Annotated in this window: 18 protein-coding genes; 9 read left to right on the plus strand and 9 right to left on the minus strand. The window is 65.5% G+C overall.

The annotated features are described in order from the left end of the window. Nucleotides 1-221: 221 nt before the first annotated feature. From rlmB to thrC, 4 genes are all read right to left on the minus strand, one after another. Nucleotides 222-1,199 (minus strand): 23S rRNA (guanosine(2251)-2'-O)-methyltransferase RlmB, encoded by a 978-nt coding sequence (rlmB, locus tag RDV55_RS03655; protein WP_111824077.1) that lies wholly within the window; start codon nucleotides 1,197-1,199, stop codon nucleotides 222-224. Between the two features lie 315 nt (nucleotides 1,200-1,514). Beyond that, entirely contained in the window at nucleotides 1,515-2,057 is a 543-nt protein-coding gene (locus tag RDV55_RS03660) for a DUF1697 domain-containing protein (protein WP_111824078.1), read from the minus strand. 840 nt (nucleotides 2,058-2,897) lie between these two features. Further along, nucleotides 2,898-4,355: a cysteine--tRNA ligase gene (cysS, locus tag RDV55_RS03665; protein ID WP_111824079.1), complete on the minus strand. Its 1,458-nt coding sequence runs from the start codon at nucleotides 4,353-4,355 to the stop codon at nucleotides 2,898-2,900. Between the two features lie 138 nt (nucleotides 4,356-4,493). Beyond that, nucleotides 4,494-5,951, minus strand: coding sequence for a threonine synthase (thrC, locus tag RDV55_RS03670; RefSeq protein ID WP_111824080.1), 1,458 nt, complete (start codon nucleotides 5,949-5,951; stop codon nucleotides 4,494-4,496). Between the two features lie 126 nt (nucleotides 5,952-6,077). On the opposite strand from thrC, the gene RDV55_RS03675 reads away from it, so the two are divergent. Together RDV55_RS03675 and ispF are read left to right on the plus strand one after the other, a co-directional pair. Next, nucleotides 6,078-7,601, plus strand: coding sequence for a hypothetical protein (locus RDV55_RS03675; protein WP_111824081.1), 1,524 nt, complete (start codon nucleotides 6,078-6,080; stop codon nucleotides 7,599-7,601). Between the two features lie 15 nt (nucleotides 7,602-7,616). Beyond that, nucleotides 7,617-8,108: a 2-C-methyl-D-erythritol 2,4-cyclodiphosphate synthase gene (gene ispF, locus RDV55_RS03680; RefSeq protein ID WP_111824082.1), complete on the plus strand. Its 492-nt coding sequence runs from the start codon at nucleotides 7,617-7,619 to the stop codon at nucleotides 8,106-8,108. Between the two features lie 112 nt (nucleotides 8,109-8,220). Here ispF and RDV55_RS03685 read toward each other — a convergent pair whose 3' ends face one another. The 4 genes from RDV55_RS03685 to RDV55_RS03700 form a co-directional block, all read right to left on the minus strand. Further along, the gene (locus RDV55_RS03685) at nucleotides 8,221-9,570 is read right to left on the minus strand and encodes an MFS transporter (RefSeq protein WP_111824083.1); all 1,350 of its coding nucleotides are present in this window, start codon (nucleotides 9,568-9,570) and stop codon (nucleotides 8,221-8,223) included. A 308-nt stretch (nucleotides 9,571-9,878) separates the two neighbouring features. Beyond that, on the minus strand, nucleotides 9,879-10,649 hold the full coding sequence (ispD, locus tag RDV55_RS03690) for a 2-C-methyl-D-erythritol 4-phosphate cytidylyltransferase (RefSeq protein WP_111824084.1): 771 nt from the start codon (nucleotides 10,647-10,649) through the stop codon (nucleotides 9,879-9,881). Then, nucleotides 10,633-11,151 (minus strand): CarD family transcriptional regulator, encoded by a 519-nt coding sequence (locus RDV55_RS03695; protein ID WP_111824085.1) that lies wholly within the window; start codon nucleotides 11,149-11,151, stop codon nucleotides 10,633-10,635. Before RDV55_RS03695 ends, ispD begins: the two co-directional genes overlap by 17 nt. A gap of 274 nt (nucleotides 11,152-11,425) precedes the next feature. Beyond that, on the minus strand, nucleotides 11,426-12,163 hold the full coding sequence (locus tag RDV55_RS03700) for a phosphoglyceromutase (RefSeq protein ID WP_111824086.1): 738 nt from the start codon (nucleotides 12,161-12,163) through the stop codon (nucleotides 11,426-11,428). A 247-nt stretch (nucleotides 12,164-12,410) separates the two neighbouring features. Between RDV55_RS03700 and RDV55_RS03705 the strand changes: the two genes are divergently transcribed. From RDV55_RS03705 to RDV55_RS03725, 5 genes are all read left to right on the plus strand, one after another. Next, nucleotides 12,411-13,628, plus strand: coding sequence for an OmpA family protein (locus RDV55_RS03705; RefSeq protein WP_111824087.1), 1,218 nt, complete (start codon nucleotides 12,411-12,413; stop codon nucleotides 13,626-13,628). 173 nt (nucleotides 13,629-13,801) lie between these two features. Further along, entirely contained in the window at nucleotides 13,802-15,013 is a 1,212-nt protein-coding gene (locus RDV55_RS03710; RefSeq protein WP_111824088.1) for an OmpA family protein, read from the plus strand. A 174-nt stretch (nucleotides 15,014-15,187) separates the two neighbouring features. After that, complete coding sequence (locus RDV55_RS03715; RefSeq protein WP_111824089.1) at nucleotides 15,188-16,396, plus strand: OmpA family protein; 1,209 nt, start codon at nucleotides 15,188-15,190, stop codon at nucleotides 16,394-16,396. Nucleotides 16,397-16,622: 226 nt separating this feature from the next. Beyond that, nucleotides 16,623-17,834, plus strand: a complete 1,212-nt coding sequence (locus RDV55_RS03720; protein WP_111824090.1) for an OmpA family protein — start codon at nucleotides 16,623-16,625, stop codon at nucleotides 17,832-17,834. 48 nt (nucleotides 17,835-17,882) lie between these two features. After that, nucleotides 17,883-18,320, plus strand: a complete 438-nt coding sequence (locus tag RDV55_RS03725) for a DUF3060 domain-containing protein (protein WP_111824091.1) — start codon at nucleotides 17,883-17,885, stop codon at nucleotides 18,318-18,320. A gap of 107 nt (nucleotides 18,321-18,427) precedes the next feature. Here the strand turns inward: RDV55_RS03725 and RDV55_RS03730 are convergent, their stop codons facing one another. Then, a complete protein-coding gene (locus tag RDV55_RS03730; protein WP_111824092.1) occupies nucleotides 18,428-18,757 on the minus strand; it encodes a histone-like nucleoid-structuring protein Lsr2 in 330 nt (109 codons plus the stop codon). A gap of 223 nt (nucleotides 18,758-18,980) precedes the next feature. On the opposite strand from RDV55_RS03730, the gene RDV55_RS03735 reads away from it, so the two are divergent. Together RDV55_RS03735 and RDV55_RS03740 are read left to right on the plus strand one after the other, a co-directional pair. Beyond that, nucleotides 18,981-19,442 carry a MarR family winged helix-turn-helix transcriptional regulator gene (locus tag RDV55_RS03735; protein ID WP_111824093.1) on the plus strand — a complete coding sequence of 154 codons (462 nt, stop codon included), beginning with the start codon at nucleotides 18,981-18,983 and terminating at the stop codon, nucleotides 19,440-19,442. Next, nucleotides 19,433-20,683 carry a chloride channel protein gene (locus tag RDV55_RS03740; RefSeq protein ID WP_111824094.1) on the plus strand — a complete coding sequence of 417 codons (1,251 nt, stop codon included), beginning with the start codon at nucleotides 19,433-19,435 and terminating at the stop codon, nucleotides 20,681-20,683. The genes RDV55_RS03735 and RDV55_RS03740 overlap by 10 nt, the downstream gene beginning before the upstream one ends. Nucleotides 20,684-20,736: the final 53 nt, after the last annotated feature.

Genomic DNA, 20,736 nt, shown 5'->3' on the forward strand with positions numbered 1-20,736 from the left:
CCTGATTCTTCGATCCTCAGGAAACTCAGACTCAGCGATTCCATCAGGGTTGAACCGCGAACGACCTCCCCGACGACGGCGTCCTCAGGGCAGACGCCCCCGCCGCAATGCGCCGAGCGGCAGGCACACAGACGCCCTCGTCATCCATGTAGCAGCAAAAGGCAGTCTCGCCGCAGGCGCTAGAGCGCACCCACGGCGAGACGACAGACAGTCCGGGAGGCTCAGTCCTGCGCGCGCAGGGAGGCCACCTCGTATAGGGCGATACCCGTGGCGACAGCCGCGTTCAGCGACTCGACGGCCGAGGCGATCGGGATCGACACGATCTGGTCGCAGGTCTCGCGCACGAGGCGGGACAGGCCTGCGCCCTCGGCGCCGGTCACGACGACGAGGGGGCCATCCGCCAGCGACAGGCCGCGCAGGGGCGCGTCGCCACCGCCATCCAGGCCGACCACGAAGTAGCCGGCCGCCTTGGCCTCTTCGAGGGCGCGCACGAGGTTCGTCGCGCGAGCCACGGGCACTCGGGCGGCCGCGCCGGCCGACACCTTCCACGCGGTCGTGTTGACGCCCGCGCTGCGGCGCTCGGGAATGACGACGCCGTCCGCTCCAAAAGCACCCGCGCTGCGCAGGACCGCGCCCAGGTTGTGGGGGTCCGTCACCTGGTCGAGAGCGACGAGGAGCGGGTGGCCCAGCTGCTGCAGGGAGCCCGCGATCAAGTCCGAGGCATCGGCATAATCGTAGCCGCGCACCTCGATGGCGACGCCCTGGTGGACGGCACCGTCGGTCGCGACGTCCAGGTCACGGCGGGTGACCTCGTAAACGGGAGCACCCATGGCCGAGGCGAGACGCACGACCTCCTCCACGCGGTCATCCTTCACGTTGTCGAGGATGAACACGCGCTCGATGGGCACCGAGGCGCGGGCAGCTTCGGCGACCGGGTTGCGGCCGGCGATGAGCTCATGGCCGGGCTTCACTCGGATCGAGGACTTGGCGCGAGCGCGCGCGATCGCTGCCTCCTGTGCCTCGCGGGCCTCGCGCTTCACCTTGCGCTTGTGAGCGGGATGGTAGGTGCGATCCTCGGCCCTGGGGGTCGGGCCCTTGCCTTCAAGGCGGCGGCGCGAGTGGCCGCCAGTACCGACCTGCGCGCCCTTCTTGGTGCCCTTCTTACGGATGGCGCCGGGGCGCCCGCTGTGTGAGGCCATGGTGTCTCCTCGTTTTCTCGTGAACTGACACAAGCGTACGGGTTTTAGGCCGCATCGGGGCCATAGGGGCGCGTGCGGGGGCCAAAATCACGATCGATGAGCATGTTGCGTCGCACCCCCACGGCACGGTCGCCCCTCGCGCACCGCCCACGCGTCAGTCCCACGCCCGAACGCGGCCACGGCCTCGCCACACTGCCGGCCCGAGCCTAGAGACAGCATCAGCCCAGCCCCGCGCTGCCATCGCGCACACCGCACGCCTCCGCGGCCGGACTCGTCGCGGCCTCGACGCTACCGCCGACCGCGGCGGTATTCACCTCACACCCGCTCGAGCAACGCGGCGATCTTCTCGACCGTCGCACCCGAGCGGATAGTCACCTGGCGGTAGAAGTCCTCGCGCAGCAGGCGCTTGTGATACGCAGTCTTCAGGAATTCTTTCTCGTCGAACTTGCCCCAAAACACAGCGCTCTCACCGAAGTGGACGGCCTCATCACCCAGTTCCATCGCCTCGATGCGCTCGCGCACGTGATCCCGGTCCAGGCCTCTCGCGTAGAACAGGGCGTCGCGGCGAGCCACGTCGCCGTGCCACCAGTCGGGCAGGTCGGCCAGTTCCGCGAGGTAGTCCTCCCCCGTCAGAATCGCGAGACGGATCGGGAAGTCATAGTTTCTTTCCAGGATGTCTTCGACCATCTGGGCCACGTCCTCAGCTGGGGTGTCGGCCTCGAAAAGGAGGTTGCCGCTGTTGATGTAGCTGCGCACGTTCGTAAAGCCAGCGCGCGCGATAAGCTCACGCAGCTCGCTCATGACGACCTTGTTCTTGCCGCCGACGTTGATGCCGCGCAGCAGAGCCACGTACTCCATGTCGTTCATCCTGTCTGTCTCTCGTCAAGAAGGCCTCAGCCCGACACCAGAGTACAGCGCTGAGCGGGCTTTTCGCGGTACCCGGTTTCTAGCCCTCTTCGTCAATGCCGCGGCTGCGCTCTCTGGGTCTCCTCAGGGAAACGACGCGCGAGGCTGGGCAGCATTGCGCGACTGAGCGAGACATCGCATGAGCCACCGATTACCGCAATGTCTAGTCAATACTGGCGCATCTAGCGAAGCCGTGGAGCATTGCTAGCAACAAGGTTCCTTCCATCATCGGCTGGCTCAACAGCGCATAGCGCGCTGCACCCGTTACGTGGCACTGCACCTGTTACGTAACGCTGCACCTGTTACGTGGCGCTGCACCTGTTACGTGGCGCTGCACCTGTTACGTGGCGCTGCACCCGATCAGAACGGGTGCAATGCCTACGGATCGGGTGCAGCGCCTCCCCGAGTAGCGCAATGCCCCTACACAACAAGCCATAATGCGCTTCCTTGGTAGCGGTGCCGATACGGAGGGTGCCGGAGGGTTGCGAGGCCTGGCTGCGGTGCCCATGGGCGCTGGTTAGGCGCGGCTGCGGTGCCCGTGGGCGCTAGTTAGGCGCGGCTGCCGTGCCCGCAGGCGGTGGCGGGGCCTGGCCGGGCTTCGAGACGACGCGCCGAGCGAAGCTCGCGGCGCGGACGGCGAGCGGGCGGGCCACCGCCCACGGCGCAGCCCGGCCCACAGCCACAGCTCAACCGCGGATCAGCCGACGCTCCAGGTGGCACCGTCGCGAACGGCGAGCGGGCGGGCCACCGCCCACGGCGCAGCCCGGCCCTCAGCCTCGGCTCAACCACGGATCAGCCGACGCTCCAGGTGGCACCGTCGCGGCCGTCAGCGACGGTGACGCCAGCGGCGGCCAGGCGGTCGCGCAGCTCATCGGCGCGCGCCCAGTCCTTGGCGGCACGCGCAGCCGCCCTCTCGGACAGCACAGCCCGAACCAGCGCGTCCAGCGCCTCGTGCTCGGCGGCAGCAGCGCTAGAGGCACCAGCGCCGATACCAGCCTGTCCGCGCCACTGCTCGGAGGCGGGATCCAGGCCCAGCACGTCCAGCATGGAACGAACGAGGACCTGCTCGCGGTAGACACGGGAAACATCCCCGGCAGCCAGCGCGGCATTGCCTGCCTTGAGGTGCTCGTGCAGGACCGCGAGCGCGCCGGCGACGTTGAGGTCGTCATCCATGGCGGCGACGAAGGCCTCGGGCAGGTCGGCGGGTGCCAGTGCGATCTCGTCCACCCCCGCCTCGCCGGCGGTCTCGATGGCGCGGGCAACGAAGGTTGAGAACTTCTCCCAGGCGGCGTGCGCGGCGGGCAGCGTCTCGGCACCCCACTCGATGGCGGAGCGGTGGTGAACGGTGGACAGCGCCCAACGCACGGCGACGGCCGGATACTCCTCGGTGAGAGCACCGATAGACAGCACGTTGCCCAGCGACTTGGACATCTTCTCGCCCTTGGTGGTCACCCACGCGTTATGGACCCACAGGCGCGCAAACTCCCAGCCCGCGCCGTGCGACTGGGCCTGTTCGTTCTCGTGGTGCGGGAAACGCAGGTCGATGCCGCCACCGTGGATGTCGAACTCGTCGCCGAGGTAGCGGCGCGACATGGCGGAGCACTCAAGGTGCCAGCCGGGTCGCCCGCGTCCCCAGGGGCTTTCCCACGAGGCGGTGGCGGGCTCGCCGGGCTTCGTGGCCTTCCACAGGGCGAAGTCGCGGGGGTCGCGCTTGCCTGCCTCCACGGCCTCGTCGATCTGAGCGTCGTCCTCGGTGGTGCGCATGTCGGCCAGGCGCTGGCGGGTGAGCGAGCCGTAATCGGCCTGGGAATGCACGTCGAAGTACACATTCCCGTGCCCGTCGCTGTAAGCATGGCCGGCGTCGATGAGGCGCTGAACGAGGTCAAGCTGCTCGGGAATGTGTCCGGTGGCACGCGGCTCGTAGGTGGGGGCCCGCACACCGAGGGTCTCGTACGCCTGCGTGAACTCGCGCTCGAAACGGTAGGCCCACGCCCACCAGTCCCAGCCGGCTTCGGCGGACTTGTGCAGGATCTTGTCGTCGATGTCGGTGACGTTGCGGACGTAGGTGACCTCGTAGCCGCTGCGGCGCAGCCAGCGGATCAGCGTGTCGAAGGAGACGGCGGCGCGCAGGTGGCCGACGTGGGGGGATCCCTGGACGGTGGCGCCGCACAGGTAGATGCCGACCTTCCCGGGGGTGACCGGGTTCAGGGGCTGGACACGGGCGCTCTTGGAGTCGTACAGGTGAAGCATGGCTCAATCCTACCTGGGCACCTGGCCCGCTTCCGCCCGCGGCCGCATTCGCGGAAGTATGTAACGAGGCCCGGGTCCCCCAATGCGAAACCGCGCGGCTTCGCGGGTGGGGTCCGGGCCTCGTGAGGAGGAAGGGAGTCAGGCGCCGGGGCGCACCCGCGCGGCGATCAGCGCCTTGAGGTCCTCGGCGGAGTTGGCCAGCGGGGTGACGCGCTCTTCGCGGCCTTCGATGCCTTCGAAGCGAGGAGGCACGGGCGGTAGGTGGCCGGTGGCCTCCTGAATTGTCTCGGCGAACTTGACGGGCAGGGCGGTCTCCATGACGACAAGCGGACCCTCGATCTGTGAGCGGAGCGCGCGGGCGACGTGCACGCCGTCGGCCGTGTGCGGGTCGAGAAGGTAGCCGCTCTCCTTTTCCGTGCGCGCGATCTCCGCGAGGCGGTCCGCATGCGAGGAGGTCCCGGAGGTGAAGCCGTAGGTGTCGCGCAGGGAGGCAAATTCGGGTGTGCCGGACAGGTCGAAGTAGCCGTCGCGCGCGAGGGCATCATCGAAGAGGGCGCGGGTGGCGTCACCGTCGCGGCCCAGCAGGTCGAAGATGAAGCGCTCGAAGTTCGAGGCCTTGGAGATGTCCATGGACGGGCTGGAAGTAGCCAGCGTGTCCGCGGATGAGCGGGGGCGGTAGACGCCGGTGCGGAAGAACTCGTCGAGGACGTCGTTCTCGTTGGTGGCGACGACGAGGGTACCCAGCGGCACGCCCATCTGGCGGGCGATGTGCGCGGCGCACACGTTGCCGAAGTTACCCGAGGGGACGACGACGCTGACCTTGGACGAAGCGTCGGCCCCTTCCTCGGTGACGCGCAGCCAGGTGGCGACGTAGTAGCAGACCTGGGCGAGCAGGCGCGCCCAGTTGATGGAGTTGACGGCACCCACGTGCCACGTGGCCTTGAAGTCGGCGTCCATGTTGACGGCCTTGACGAGGTCCTGGCAGTCGTCGAAGACGCCGTCGACGGCGACGTTGACGATGTTCTCATCGAGAAGGGAGAACATCTGGGCGCGCTGGAAGGCGGTCATGCGCCCGGCGGGGGTGAGCATGACGACGGAAAGCCCTTCTCGTCCGCGCAGCGCGTACTCGGCGGAGGAACCGGTGTCGCCGGAAGTGGCACCCACGATGGTGAGCCAGTCGCCGCGGCGGGTGAGCTCGTATTCGAAGAGTTCGCCCAGGAGCTGCATCGCCATGTCCTTGAAGGCGGCGGTGGGGCCGCCCGACAGGTGGGCGAGGTGCAGGCCGGTGCCCTCCAGGGCGTCGACGGGGACGATCTGGGGGTCGGAGAAGGAGGGGGCGCGGTAGGCGCGGGCCGTGATCGCGCTGAGGTCGTCGGCACCGATGTCGTCGACGAACAGAGAGATGATGCCGGCGGCCATGGCCGCGTAGCCGTCCTCGCGCAGAACGATGCGCAGCTCGTCCAGGTCGGACTGCGACAGCGTCGGGTACTCCTCGGGCAGGTAGAGGCCGCCGTCGGGGGCGAGGCCTTCCAGGAGGATGTCACTGAAGGAACGGGTGGGCGTGTTGGGGCCGCGTCGGGTCGAAATGTAGCGCACGGGTCGATCCTATCGGAGAGGGCAGGTGGGCTGCGAGGGCGCCCGGACCTCGTCACATGTACGAACGAGGCGCGGGCCACGTGAACGCCGGGGGAGGTCGCCCCTCGACTGTGGTAGAAACGACGGGTGAGTACGAACGATTCCCCGTGGACGCAGCCCTCCGCTTTCGATTCCTCGAGCGCCCCGATTTCCCAGCCTCCGACGGGTGCCCCTGTAGCGAGCGGTGTCGCCTCGTCGACGAATGCGTTTGCCTCGCCGTCGTCGGTCCCGAACCCCATTCAGCGCCCGAACGACCCGGGGGCCGCCTCAAACATTTCTTCGAAGCGCGCGTGGTTCATCGTCCTGTCGATCCTTGCATTCCTGGTCGTCGTCCTCGTGGTCCTCGGCTATTTCTTCGTCCCGTGGGCATCCCAGCCGCGCGAGAAGGCGGCAAGCTCCCAGGGATACTCCGGTTCTGCCACGAGCACCGGGAACATCTCCCGCGACTGGGCGGCGGGCATCGGGAAGGCATGGACCCTCGACAGCATCTCCCCGGTCCGCGGGGAGCACGATGAGGTAACGACGCTGGTCGACGGCACGACCCTGTACGTGGCCGCAACCAATAGCACCCGCGAGGGGCTTGACGTCGCCGCCGTGGATATTTCGGGCTCGCAGCCGCAGGTCATCTGGGATTCCAGCAACCCGAACGTGATCCGCGATTCCTACCGTTTGAATCTGCGCATGGCGTCCATCGGCGACAGGCTCATCGTTGGCAACTCCACGGTGGACAAGGCGACGGGCGAGGTTCAGGAAGCCCCCTGGGTGGATGACGCTCCCCTGACGGTGGCCGGAGACGTCCTCGTGACGTGCTCGGGTGCCGAAACCTGCACCGGCTGGACGTGGGAGTCTTCCGAGTGGAAGCAGCAGTGGAAGTCGATCACGTCGCTGCAGGAGTTGCGCCACGGCATCTGGGAGATGCGGGACGCCCCAGTTGTTGGCAGCGGCGACGACATGTCGGTTCTGGCACCCGTGGCGGACAGGCGAACCCTGCAGCTGATCAACGTGCGCACGGGCACGGTGACGACGCTCGGGGAGAAGGTTCAGTTGGACCCAACCAGCTACCGACGCGATGTCTTCGTCGCCAGCGACGGTGTCGCCGTCGTCGTCGACAGGGACCAGGCGCAGTTCTTTGATACCTCCGGCGCTCTCGTCGATTCCTTCCAGGTGGCGCGCTACCTGAATGAGATCGTGCGCGGGGGACAGGCCCCGACCCTTGAAGAGCTCCGAACCTACCTGACGACCAGGAGGACCCCGTGGGTGGCGGGCACGGTCGAGGTGTCGGGCCGAAAGTGCGAGGACGTCACGGTCTCCACGACGTCGGGCGGGAGCTCGCGTATCGTGCACGACGCCAAGGGCCTGGCGATCGATTCCGGCGAGCCCTGCTACCCGGATGTGACGGAGGTGCGCATGAGCGCCGACGGTGCCGCCGTGTACATCGTGAATGGCGGGCATGTGCAGTCCGACCATGTCTACTTCCTCGACACGGAGGGGGACGTCGTCCACGAGGACATGGCGTTGACCAGCGCGGATCAGCTGATGTGGGCGTTCGATGACCTCGTGATCGCGATCTCGAAGGGCCGGGTCACGGCCTTTACTCCGGCTTCCGCGTGACGCTACCCTGGTGCCATGACTGATCTGCCTTTCCGTATCGGCCAAGCGGTCGACGTCCACGCGTTCGCCGCGCCCGATTCGCCGCGCACGCTCATGGTCGCATGCCTGGAGTGGCCGGGGGAGCGCCCCCTCGAGGGTCACTCGGACGCGGACGTCGCCGCGCATGCGCTGTGCGACGCGATGCTGCTAGCCACTGGCCTGGGCGAGCTCGGCACGATCTTCGGCGTGGATCGCCCCGAGTGGGCGGGGGCGTCGGGCCGGGCGCTCCTCGAAGAGGTTCGTCGCATGGCGGCCGAGGCCGGCTGGGTTCTGGGTAACGCGACCGTGCAGGTCGTGGGCAATCGGCCTCGCATGGCCGCCCGTCTGCCCGAGGCCTGCGCCGTCATGAGCGAGATCGCCGGGGGCACGGTCACCGTGTCGGCGACGACCTCGGATCGACTGGGTTTCACGGGACGAGGCGAGGGCGTGGCCGCGCTGGCGAGTGCCCTCATGGTGCGCGCCGAGTAGCACCCCCACTTGCGGAGGCACGGCACCGACGACGGAGGTGCCTGCGCATCCCTGCGGCGCGCGAGATTGGACTCGCATGCGTCGGGGACGTGCCTTGTCTGAGGCGAGGCGTTCAGCCCTCCATGTGGTCCAGGGTCGCGCGGTCTGCCTTCACGGGGATCGTGAGGGCCAGGCCCGCGCCGAGGATCAGCATGATGCCGAGAATACCCCAGTAGGTGTAATCCTGGCCGGCGGGCGTCATGCGCTTGCCGAGCAGCAGGAAGAGGCTGTACATCGCGGGAGCCATGAAGGACACGGCGCGGCCGGTCGTCGCGTAGAGGCCGAAGACTTCACCCTCGCGGCCGGCGGGGATGATGCGCGACAGGAAGGAACGCGACGCGGACTGGGTGGGCCCAACAAAGACGCACAGGACGAGGCCGAGGCTCCAGAACACGATGGGGCCCTGGGCGTGCAGGAAGAAGACGCCGAAGCCGGCGACGACCATGGCGCACAGCGACAGGATGATGACCTTCTTCGGGCCGATCTTGTCATCGACCCAGCCGAAGGCGACGGTCGCCAGGCCTGCGACAACATTGGCGGCGATTGCGAAGATCAACACCTCGCTGGCGCTGAAGCCGAAGGCCGTCTTGGCCAGGACCGCGCCGAACGTGAAGACGCCGGCGAGGCCGTCGCGGAAGACGGCGGAGGCGATGAGGAAGAAGAGGGTGTGCGGGGCTTCGCGCTTGAGGGTTCGCACGGTGCGCCACAGGAGCTTGTAGGAGTCGATGATCGACTCGCTACCGCCGCCGGCCTGGACCTTCTTGGGCAGCGGGGGGTTCACGATGACGGGGATCGCGAAGCCGCCGAACCACAGGGCCGCGATCACCATGGAGATACGGATGTTCAGGTGGTCGTCGGAGGGCACGCCCAGCAGGTTCACGCCGATCAGGCCCACGTAGAGGATGAGCAGCAGGACGATGCCGCCGATGTAGCCGGACGCCCAGCCAAAGCCGGAGATCTTGCCGCGGTCTTCCTTCCCGCCCAGGTGGTTGATCATCGCGTTGTAGTTCACCGAGGCGAACTCGAAGAACACGTTGCCCAGGCCCAGCAGCGCGATGCCGAGCATGAGGGCCCCCTGGGGACCGAGGACGGAGGCGGGGTGCACGAAGTACATGGCGAGCATGCAGACGACGACCGCCCCGGTGAACCACCCGAGCCAGACTCCGCCCTTGCCTTGTCGATCGGCACGCTGGCCGGTGATGGGAGCGAGCAGCGCGATGAAGATACCGGCGATCGTCATGCCGTTGCTCAGCCAGGTCGAGGCAGTGCCCGAGTCCGTGAAGACTCCGTCGCTGGTCAGGAAGGTCGTGAACACGAAGGTCGTGGCGACCGCGTTGAAGGCGGCGCTGCCCCAGTCCCAAGCCGCCCAATCGACGACTTTGCGCGTGATGACGCGATGCGGGGTGGCGGGAGTAGCGCTCATGGGATCGGGCTCCTTCGATGGAGAGTGCTCTGCGACGCGAGTGCGTCCAGGGTGAAACTACCACGTTTCGTGGCACACGCTCTTCTCGGGCCGAACACGGAATGAGGCCGGGAAGCACCGGCACGCCCTCACCGCATCCCACATGCCGGGATATTCGATGAACGAGGCACGCGACGACGCACCCTGACCTGTTCGACTTATCCGACGCAGCCGAAGGGATAGCGACAACGCGCAATATTATCGTCACCGCCGCCAACGAGCCGCGCCAGATGATGCACGTATCGACCGGCAGCTCGTCATCGACATCCTCACGGTGCCCTGAGGCGATCACTTCCCTCTCCACGAGAGCGGGCCGAGGCTGATGAGGCGCTCATTTCCTCGGCTGCGAGAAGCTGCGCGAGGGCCAGGTCGAGGGGGCGGGTGACCTTGAGGGATCGTTCGTCCCCCGCGACCGTTTGCACGGCGGCACCGATCGCCTCGACGAGGCCGGCGTCGTCCGTGGCGGAGGTCGCCTCCTTCGCGCCGAGGGATGCTCCCGCCTCGTGCGCGCGCATCAACAGCTCCCAGCGGAAGCCCTGCGGGGTCTGGACGGCCACCGTGTTGGAGCGGCGCGGCGTGCCCGTGACGGCACCTGAGGGGCCAACGGTCTTGAGGGTGTCGGTGACGGGCAGGACGGGGATGACCGCGCCCGCGCCACCGCGCACCGCGTCGATGACGCGGGCAGTGACCTGCGAGGGCGTCAGGGGGCGCGCCGCATCGTGCACGAGGACGATCGCGGCCGCGTTCCGCTCCCCCAGCGCAGCCAGCCCCAGGGCCACGGACTCCTGGCGCGAATGATCGGAGCCCGCGACGACACCGAGGTCGTCGATATCAGCAAGTGCGCGCCGAAACTCCTCGATGGACGAGGCCGGGGCGGTCACGACGATCGACCCTACTCCCCCGGCGCGTAGGCCGCGGGCCGCCCACCAAACGAGGGGGCGACCCGAGAGTTCAACGAGGGCCTTCGGACACTCGCAGCCGAGGCGAGAACCGGAGCCTGCGGCCGTCAGGACCGCGCAAGGCTCACTCTGCGACGACATCGTCTTCGATCTCGATGCGCCCTTCGGCCAGGACGGCATCGAGGCGCTCGGCGGCGACAGACTTTTCGATGTTGCGGGCCAGAGCCAGCTCAGAGGTGAGGATCCCGCGGGCCTTCGTCAGCATGCGCTTCTCGCCCGTGGATAGTTTCTTCAGGTCGTCGCGGCGGGTCAGGTCGCGCACGACCTCGGCGACCTTGACGATGTCGCCGGTGGCGATCTTCTCCTGGTTGGCCTTGAAACGGCGTGACCAGTTGGTGGGTTCCTCGATGTAGGGGGCGCGCAGGACTGCGAGCACCTCTTCGAGGCCGTCTTCGTCAACGATGTCGCGCACGCCGACCATGTCAACGTTCTCGGCGGGGACCTGGATCTCAAGGTCGCCCTGGTTCACGCGCAGCTTCAGGTACGTCCGCTCTTCACCACGAATGGTGCGCGTCATGACCTCTTCGATCGTGGCTGCGCCGTGGTGCGGGTAGACGACCGTCTGACCGATTTCAAACGACATGGATGGACTCCTGAGTGCTTGCGTGGATAGCATGACTATTCTACCAGCTGGCGAGCAAAACGGACCCATACAGTGTGAAAGCTCAACGTTACACGCATACATGTATCGACACAAACCAGTCTCGGAGCCGGCCGGGCAACGCCCCATCCTGCACGCCTCGCCGCGATCATGCGCGCGCCATCTGGGCAAGCTTCAGACACTGCGATGCGCGAGATTCCGGGCATGACGAAGCCCCGACCTCGTCATGACGAACGAGGTCGGGGCTTCGTTCAGCTCACTTGCCCTGGTTGGCGACCGCGGCGATCTTCGCCTCGGCCTCGGGATCCAGGTAGGTGCCGCCCTTCTTGATGGGCTTGAGGGTTTCCTCGTCAAGTTCGTACACCAGCGGAATGCCGGTGGGGATGTTGACGCCGGCGATGTCCTCGTCGGAGATCTCATCCAGGTGCTTGACGATGGCGCGCAGGGAGTTGCCGTGCGCGGCGATCATGACGGTCTTGCCGGTCTTGATCGCGGGAACGATGGTCTCGTCCCAGTAGGGCAGCAGACGCGCGATAACGTCCTTGAGGCACTCGCTCATGGGGACGGGTTCGCCGGCGTAGCGCGGGTCGGCGTCCTGCGAGAACTCCGAGCCTGCCTCGATGGCGGGCGGGGCAACGTCGAAGGAACGACGCCACAGCATGAACTGATCCTCGCCGTACTCGTCGCGGATTTCCTTCTTGTTCTTACCCTGGAGCGCACCGTAGTGACGCTCGTTGAGGCGCCAGTCGCGCTCAACGGGGATCCAGTGGCGATCGGCGGCGTCAAGAGCGAGGTTCGCGGTCATAATGGCGCGACGCAGCATCGACGTGAACAGGAGGTCGGGCTTCACGCCCGCTTCCTTGAGGAGCTCGCCACCGTGGGTAGCCTCCGCGCGTCCCTTGTCCGACAGCGGAACATCCACCCAACCGGTGAAGAGATTCTTTGCATTCCATTCGCTCTCGCCGTGGCGGAGCAGCACCAGTTTGTAGCTCATGACTCCATTGTCCCACAGTCACCTAGCGCCTCCCACACCCTATGGCGTTGATCACGCCACAGAATGAGCAGGTTGCCACAGCTCTGCGACGGCATCGAAAAACCATCGCCGATACCCGCCTCCCTGACGCACCCCTGATTAGTCCCCGACACTCCCGCGAATCAACCCTGAGAAGGCTGGAATATCAACGTTTTCAATGATTACTGTGTGATTATCTATTCACCTTGTTTTCCCATACGGTGAGGGCATGAACATCACACGACACACCCTGACAGCCTCCGTGCTCGTCGCCGCCGCGCTCGCCCTGGGTGCCTGCGGCTCTTCCAAGCCCCAGACCCCGGCAGCTTCTCCTTCGACCGAGGCCACGACGCCCGCCCCCAGTCAGTCGGCTACCCAGTCAGCCAAGTCGTCCGCCGCTGCCGCAGTGCCGGGGTATCGTCCTGGCGAGATTCCCCCAATCCCCCTCTTTGCTATCCCCGCACTGGACGTGTTCGCCTCCAACGCGGACAAGGCCGTCATCCAGACCACTTCCACCCTCGAATCCATCCCGGGCATCACGGTCTCCCCGGCCAAGTGCGACGGCACCGGACTCATCTCAGGAACCACCATCCTGGGCGGCGACGGCTCGGCAGCATCCACGACAAACAACGGTTCCGTGGTCAACAACGGCCAGGGAGCCGGCGTCATCAACGAGGGACCCATCTCTATCGTTTACGGCGGTGACGGAACCGGCGTCTACTCCAACTCCGACACGAACGTTTCGATGAACGTGAACAGCGACGGTAGTGGCACCTACTCCACACCGACGGACAGCTACGTCATCGACGGCCACGGGGGCGGCAACTACTCCAACTCCGCGACGAGCGAGTCGATCATCAATCATGGTGATGGCAGCGGCAACTACTCGCGGCAGGATGTGTCTATCATCAATCATGGCGATGGGACGGGTAAATACAACGACGGAAAGCTATCCATCATCAACAATGGAGACGGGACAGCCATCGTCAATGGCACGACCATCACGGACGCGCCCAAGGTCGAGAAGGTTCCCCAGATGGGCAAGTTCCCCCCGATCGACTCTCTCAAGCCCATCGAATCCTGCGGCACCGTGATCACTCTTGAGGACGGTGTGCTCTTCGATTTCGGTAAGTCCGACATCCGACCCGACGCGGCACACACCCTGTCCAAGCTCGCCACCGTCCTCAACGACGCCAAAGTCCCCACCGCCCACATCTACGGACACACCGACTCCGTCTCCGACGAAGCCTTCAACCAACAACTCTCCGAAGACCGAGCAAACGCCGTATCCGCCGAACTGAAAAAAGACGGGGTCAGCGCAACCCTGGACGCCACCGGCTACGGCGAAACCAAACCCATCGCACCCAACGAAAACCCCGACGGAAGCGACAACCCCGCCGGGCGCGCCCTAAACCGCCGCGTCGAAATCTTCATCCCCGCCTTCTAACCCCACCCGCGCACCAACACAAAGCTGAGCGCCTGGGCGAGACTCCTCGCCCAGGCGCTCAGCCGTATGCCATGACCCCTACGTCTCACCGCGCCGAGCCCAGAAGACAGCAGCACTTTTACACATTTACCGAACCACTATCCAGGTGGACTGTTTTCCCTTAGGGTGAGGGCATGAACACCGCGCGCTCCACCCTGACAGTTATCACACTCGCCGCCGCGACCACCCTCGCCCTGGGCGCCTGCGCGGCTTCCAAGCCCCAGGATCCAGCGGCCTCACAAAGCGCAGCTACGTCAAGTCCCACCCCCTCCCCGACAACGACAGACACCGTGCCGACAGTGCCGGGGTATCGCCCGGGCGAGATCCCACCGGTCCCACTCTTCTCGGTTCCCGCTATCGACGTGTTCGCCTCCAACGCGGACAAGGCCGTCATCCAGACCGCCTCCTCATCCCTCCAGTCCGTCCCGGGCATCATAGTCTCCCCCGCCAAGTGTGACGGCTCCTCCCTCGTGTCCGGCACGACCATCTTCGGCGGTGACGGTTCGGTCGTCTCCTCCTCCGACAACGGCACTGTCGTCAACGACGGTCAGGGCGGCGGCGCCATCACCGAAGGAACTGTCAGCATCAACTATGGCGGTGACGGCAGCGGAACCTACGTCGACGACTCCGATACCTACATGTACCTCGTCGTCAACTCGGATGGAACCGGTTCCTACAGATCCAGAACTCTTAGTATTTCCCTGAACGACAACGGAGGCGGCTTCTATGACAACTCTGAGACCGATGAAACGATTTACATCAAGGGTGACGGCTCGGGCAACTACAAGACAACGAGCACTTCAATCATCAACAACGGTGATGGGTCCGGCTTGTACATCAGCGAGAATCTCAAAATTAACAACAATGGTGACGGAACGGCATTCGTGAATGGCGTGAGGATTACAGACGCCCCCAAGGTTGAGCCGCTCCCTGCGCTCGGGAAGTTCCCGCCGGTGGAGTCTTTGAAGCCGGTGGAGTCCTGCGGCACCGTCATCACCCTGGAGGACAGCATCCTCTTCGACTTCGGTAAGTCCGACATCCGACCCGACGCGGCCCACACCCTGTCCAAGCTCGCCACCGTCCTCAACGACGCCAAAGTCCCCGCCGCCCACATCTACGGACACACCGACTCCGTCTCCGACGAAGCCTTCAACCAACAACTCTCCGAAGACCGCGCTAACGCCGTGTCCGCCGAACTGAAAAAGGACGGCGCGAGCGCAACCCTGGACGCCACCGGCTACGGCGAAACCAAACCCATCGCACCCAACGAAAACCCCGACGGAAGCGACAACCCCGCCGGGCGCGCCCTAAACCGCCGCGTCGAAATCTTCATCCCCGCCTTCTAACCCCACACCCGCACATCGATCCAAAGCTGAGCGCCTGGGCGAGACTCCTCGCCCAGGTGCTCAGCCCTACGCCATGGCTCGCACCCCCAAGGGCGGCAAGCGCAGAGAATGCAACACCTTTACACATTTACCGAACCACTATCCAGGTGGACTGTTTTCCCTTAGGGTGAGGGCATGAACACCGCGCGCTCCACCCTGACAGTTATCACACTCGCCGCCGCGACCACCCTCGCCCTGGGCGCCTGCGCGGCTTCCAAGCCCCAGGATCCAGCGGCCTCACAAAGCGCAGCTACGTCAAGTCCCACCCCCTCCCCGACAACGACAGACACCGTGCCGACAGTGCCGGGGTATCGCCCGGGCGAGATCCCACCGGTCCCCCTGTTCTCCGTCCCTTCCATGGACGTGTTCGCCTCCAACGCGGACAAGGCCGTCATCCAGACCGCCTCCTCATCCCTCCAGTCCGTCCCGGGCATCACGGTCTCCCCCGCCAAGTGCGACGGCAACGCCCTCATTTCGGGCAGCACGGTCTTCGGCGGCGACGGCTCAGCATCAACCTCGACAGGAAACGGGGTCATCATCAACAATGGCAACGGCGCAGGCTCGATCGTCGAAGGCCCTATCACCATCACCTACGGCGGTGACGGCAGCGGGTCCTACGTCAACTCCGACACCCATGTGTCCCTGTTTATCCTTTCGGACGGTGGGGGAACATACTCCGCCGGGCCGGTCAGCGTCTTCATTGACAGCCGCGGCTACGGCAACTACTCCAACTCCGAGACCGACGAGAGTATCGTCAACAACGGTGACGGCTCGGGCAACTACTCGGTCGGGAAAACATTGATCTATAACAATAGAGATGGATCGGGCAGCTATAGCGATGGAACATTGTCGATCATCAACTATGGTGACGGGACGGCATTGGTGAACGGCGTGAGGATCACGGACGCCCCCAAGGTTGAGCCGCTCCCTGCGCTCGGGAAGTTCCCGCCGGTGGAGTCTTTGAAGCCGGTGGAGTCCTGCGGCACCGTGATTACTCTTGAGGACGGTGTGCTCTTCGATTTCGGTAAGTCCGACATCCGACCCGACGCGGCCCACACCCTGTCCAAGCTCGCCACCGTCCTCAACGACGCCAAAGTCCCCGCCGCCCACATCTACGGACACACCGACTCCGTCTCCGACGAAGCCTTCAACCAACAACTCTCCGAAGACCGCGCTAACGCCGTGTCCGCCGAACTGAAAAAGGACGGCGCGAGCGCAACCCTGGACGCCACCGGCTACGGCGAAACCAAACCCATCGCCCCCAACGAAAACCCCGACGGAAGCGACAACCCCGCCGGGCGCGCCCTAAACCGCCGCGTCGAAATCTTCATCCCCGCCTTCTAACCCCACCCGCACGATCACCACCCCCGGGGGAGCGTGCGCGGCCACCAACACCATACGACGACCCCGCGCAGGCCAGCAGCCGCAACCCAACAACCAGACCCCCAGGGCCTCCCCTGATTGACCCCTGAGACTACCCGACACCCCCCTGAGATCCTAGGCATTCCAGGGTTTCACATGATTACCGGAACAATGTGCGCCTCTTTTTGCTTCCCGTAAGGTTAAGATCATGAACATCACGCAACGCTCAGTGACGACCTCCGCCCTCGTCGCCATGGCTGCACTCACCCTGGGCGCCTGTGGCTTCGTGAAACCCCCGACTCCCGCCGCCGCGCCCACCGCTGAGGCCGCTACTCCGACCCCCGCACAGTCGACCACAGCCCCGCCCGCTCCGACCGTGCCCGGTTACCGCCCCGGTGAAATCCCACCGATCCCGCTGTTTGCCGCCCCTTCCATTGAGGTCTTCGCCTCCAACGCCGACAAGGCCGTCGTCGATTCCGCATCCAGGAGCCTCAACACGGTCCCCGGCGTGACCGTCTCGCCCGCCAAGTGCGACGGCTCCTCCCTCGTGTCCGGCACGACCGTCTTCGGCGGTGACGGTTCGGTCGTCTCCTCCTCCGACAACGGCACTGTCGTCAATGACGGTCAGGGCGGCGGCGCCATCACCGAGGGCCCAATCTCGATCATCTACGGTGCCGACGGCTCGGGTACCTACTCCAACGGGGACACGATGGTGTCCCTCGTCGTGAAGGCCGACGGTTCCGGCACCTACTCCACCACCACCACGAGCATCATCCTGGACGGCCAGGGTGGCGGTAGCTACTCCAATTCCACACAGATGGAAATGATCACCATCGAGAACACCGGCTCCGGCCTGTACACCAAGGGCTCCGTCACGATCATCAACAACGGCGACGGCACCGGCAGCTACACGGACGAGGAGTTGTCGATCGTGAACAACGGTGACGGGACCGCGACCGTTAACGGAAAGGACGTCAAGGACGCGCCGGAGGTCGCGAAGCTCGGCAAGCTCAGCAAGTTCCCACCCATCACCAACCTCAAGCCCGTGGAATCCTGCGGCACCGTCATCACTCTGGAGGACAGCATCCTCTTCGACTTCGGCAAGTCTGACATCCGCCCCGAGGCCGCCCGGACCATCGAGTCCCTTGCAACCGTGCTCTCCGGAAACAAGGTTCCCGCGGCCCACATCTACGGACACACCGACTCCATCTCGGACGATGCCTTCAACCTGCAGCTCTCCCAGGAGCGCGCGGATGCCGTGATGGCCGAGCTGACGAAGGACGGCGTGAGCTCCACCCTGGATGCGACCGGTTACGGCGAGTCGAAGCCGATTGCCCCCAACGAGAACGCCGACGGCTCGGACAACCCCTCGGGGCGCGCACTGAACCGCCGCGTCGAGATCTTCATCCCCACCTTCTAGTACCCCGACTAGCACTTACCGACAACCAGTCAACGAAAGAGAGACACCATGTCCCTGAAATCACTCCTTCCCGCAGCGGCCGCCCTCGCCGTCGCCGCCCTGGCCCTCACCGGCTGTTCTCAGAACGCCACCGTGTCCGGTGGCGACTCCTCCGCCCCCGCTGCATCCTCCTCCGAGGGCGCGGACCACTCGGGCCACGACCACTCCAACAAGTCCCAGGACAAGACCTACACCATTGAGGTGTCCGACTCGCACGTCGACATCCCCGAGGGCACCACGACCGTCGTGGTCAACGGCTCGAACAACCACATCGAGGGCGACAACGTCACCGAGATCACAGTCAACGGCTCGAACAACGCCATCGCCGTCGACTCTGTCGGCAAGGTATCCTTCACGGGCTCGAACAATACGATTCAGTATGACAACGGAAACGCCCCGCAGACCGGAAACGATTCCGGCGCGAATAACACAGTCACCAAGGACTAACACTTCTAGCAGTTGAGGGGTGGCGCGCATGATGCGTGCCACCCCTCAATGCATACATACAAATTGTGGGCACGCGACTCGCGTGCCCACAATTTGTATGGCTAATCTCAGGCCTGAGCCTTGCGGTAGTCCTCAACAATCGAGGCAGGAATACGCCCACGCTCAGACAGCTCGTATCCTTCTTCCTTTGCCCACGCGCGAATCTTCGCAGTCTCGAGGCGCTGGGCGGGGTTACCGGCGTTGCCGCGGCGTCGGGTCGAACCCGTCTTACGGCCAGCCTTAATGTACGGTTGGATCGCTTCCGCGAATTCTTCGAAATGGGCGCGGTTCAGATCAATTTCGTAGGACGCGCCATTGAACGCAAAACGGACGGTCTGGTCGGCGGGGGTGCCGTCGAAATCATCGACGACTTCCACAATCTTCTTCGTCTTCTTCATGATGTCGTTCCTTTCACGGAAATGGGAGTCGGAATTAATAAACTGCTCAATTCACTACAATTAGGGTAACTCACATTTAAGAGATGTTGTCAACAGTTAGTTTGAAAAGGAACGTGAGTTACGCTTCACCGATTTATTGGTCGGAGTAATTGAAAGTTATACTCGTAGACACCCGGAGGCCAACGCGGCCTCACCGAGACGCAGCACCATCCGAGGAGAACCAGTGAGCCGAGCACACCACTCCCGAGCGGCGGCCTGGGAGCTCTACTTCACGACGACGGCGCGCCTCACCGAACGCATCGAAGTTGCCCTCAAGTGCCAGGCCGGCCTGTCGATGCCCGAATACTCCGTGCTACTTATGACCGACCGCGCCGGCGAGGAAGGCGTTCGCCCGTCCCGCCTGGCCCACCAGGTTGTCTTCTCGCGCTCGCGACTCACCCACACGATGAAGCGCCTCGAATCCCGTGGCCTCATTGAGCGACGTCCGTGCGAGGGCGATGGCCGCGGAGGCCTTGTTTTCCTCACCGCGGAGGGCAAGCGTCTCTTCGACGAGGCCGCGATCGTTCAGCGCGACGTCATTCGCCGTCTCTTTCTCGACGACATCTCGCCCGAGGAAATCGACATGCTCACCGGACTATTCACGCGGGTGAGCGAACGCCTCGATTCCAACAAGCCATGCCAGTGAGCACGCGCCGCCTCACAGCAGCAACACTTTTCACTGGGGTCATCGCCGGCCTCGTCGGCCTGGCATGTAAGCACGTCCTCCACTGGATCCAAGCGCTCGCCTGGGACATGCACGCGGGCACGCTGCTCGAGGCGGCGAGCGCCACCTCCCCCACCCGACGCATTGCCGTTCTCACCCTCGGCGGACTGATCGGTGCCCTGTCCTGGTTCCTGCTCTTCCGACGCAACAAGGCCATCACCTCCGTGTCGGCCGCGGTTGACGGCACCACCATGCCTCCCCTGCGCACCACCTGGCACGCCCTCACCCAGATCCTCATCGTGGGCCTGGGGGCGTCCCTCGGACGCGAGGTCGCACCGCGAGAGATGGCCGCCGCCTTCAGTGCCGCCGTCGCCGACCGCCTCGGCCTCACCCCCGACGATCGCCGCATCATCGTCGCCAGCGCGGCGGGCGCGGGCCTGGCCGCTGTCTACTCGATCCCCCTGTCTGGCGCGATCTACGCGCTCGAGATCCTCCTCGTCTCCCGCTCGGGGCGCGCCGTCGCCCCCGCTATTCTTACCTCGGGCATCGCCGTTCTCATGTCCACGGGATTCACGAGGCCGGAGGCCTTCTACGCAGTTCCGCCCCTTACACCGTCCCTGTCCCTGACCGTCTTCGCCGCGATCGCCGGACCTCTGTTCGGCGCTGCCGGGTGGGCATTCAAGAAGGCCGTGGCGGCCACCAGCGCCGACCGTCCGCGCGACTGGCGCTTGCTCGTGGCGCTCCCCATCGCTTCCCTCCTCGTTGGCGTGACGTCCGTGTGGGTACCCTCCGTCGTCGGCAACGGGCAGGCCAGCGCACAGACGCAATTCGACGCAACGTGGGCTGGCGGCGCCGGGCTCGCGTTCGCCCTGGCGGTGCTCCTCGCGAAGACCGCCACGACGCTCCTCACGATCCGCGCGGGAGGCTGGGGCGGCGTCCTGACCCCCGCCGTCGCTCTCGGCGCGGGCCTCGGTGCCCTCATTGGCCTGCCGTGGGCCACCGCGTGGCCGGGTTCTCAGATCGCGGCCTTCGCGTTCCTCGGCGCAGCCGCGTTCCTGGGCGCATCCATGAACGCTCCTTTTACCGGCCTCATCCTGGTCATTGAGTTCACCGCGCAGGGCCCCACGATCCTCGTTCCCGCCGCGCTCGCCGTCGGTGGCGCAACCGCTGCTACCGCCTGGCTGAGCCGCCGGCCTTCACTGGGCCGCAACGCCCGCGAGTAACCACCTGGGCACACCGGCCTCGCACCTGCCCATCCCGGGATCCGGCAGGGCTG

Source organism: Schaalia odontolytica (assembly GCF_031191545.1).
GTDB classification, from domain to species: domain Bacteria; phylum Actinomycetota; class Actinomycetes; order Actinomycetales; family Actinomycetaceae; genus Pauljensenia; species Pauljensenia odontolytica.

Excerpts from the sequence above, each read along its gene's own strand:
- rlmB (WP_111824077.1), bottom strand. The coding sequence starts at position 1,199 with ATGGCCTCACACAGCGGGCGCCCCGGCGCCATCCGTAAGAAGGGCACC.
- RDV55_RS03660 (WP_111824078.1), bottom strand. The coding sequence starts at position 2,057 with ATGGAGTACGTGGCTCTGCTGCGCGGCATCAACGTCGGCGGCAAGAAC.
- cysS (WP_111824079.1), bottom strand. The coding sequence starts at position 4,355 with ATGCTTCACCTGTACGACTCCAAGAGCGCCCGTGTCCAGCCCCTGAAC.
- ispF (WP_111824082.1), top strand. The coding sequence starts at position 7,617 with ATGACTGATCTGCCTTTCCGTATCGGCCAAGCGGTCGACGTCCACGCG.
- RDV55_RS03685 (WP_111824083.1), bottom strand. The coding sequence starts at position 9,570 with ATGAGCGCTACTCCCGCCACCCCGCATCGCGTCATCACGCGCAAAGTC.
- ispD (WP_111824084.1), bottom strand. The coding sequence starts at position 10,649 with ATGTCGTCGCAGAGTGAGCCTTGCGCGGTCCTGACGGCCGCAGGCTCC.
- RDV55_RS03695 (WP_111824085.1), bottom strand. The coding sequence starts at position 11,151 with ATGTCGTTTGAAATCGGTCAGACGGTCGTCTACCCGCACCACGGCGCA.
- RDV55_RS03700 (WP_111824086.1), bottom strand. The coding sequence starts at position 12,163 with ATGAGCTACAAACTGGTGCTGCTCCGCCACGGCGAGAGCGAATGGAAT.
- RDV55_RS03705 (WP_111824087.1), top strand. The coding sequence starts at position 12,411 with ATGAACATCACACGACACACCCTGACAGCCTCCGTGCTCGTCGCCGCC.
- RDV55_RS03710 (WP_111824088.1), top strand. The coding sequence starts at position 13,802 with ATGAACACCGCGCGCTCCACCCTGACAGTTATCACACTCGCCGCCGCG.
- RDV55_RS03715 (WP_111824089.1), top strand. The coding sequence starts at position 15,188 with ATGAACACCGCGCGCTCCACCCTGACAGTTATCACACTCGCCGCCGCG.
- RDV55_RS03720 (WP_111824090.1), top strand. The coding sequence starts at position 16,623 with ATGAACATCACGCAACGCTCAGTGACGACCTCCGCCCTCGTCGCCATG.
- RDV55_RS03725 (WP_111824091.1), top strand. The coding sequence starts at position 17,883 with ATGTCCCTGAAATCACTCCTTCCCGCAGCGGCCGCCCTCGCCGTCGCC.
- RDV55_RS03730 (WP_111824092.1), bottom strand. The coding sequence starts at position 18,757 with ATGAAGAAGACGAAGAAGATTGTGGAAGTCGTCGATGATTTCGACGGC.
- RDV55_RS03740 (WP_111824094.1), top strand. The coding sequence starts at position 19,433 with ATGCCAGTGAGCACGCGCCGCCTCACAGCAGCAACACTTTTCACTGGG.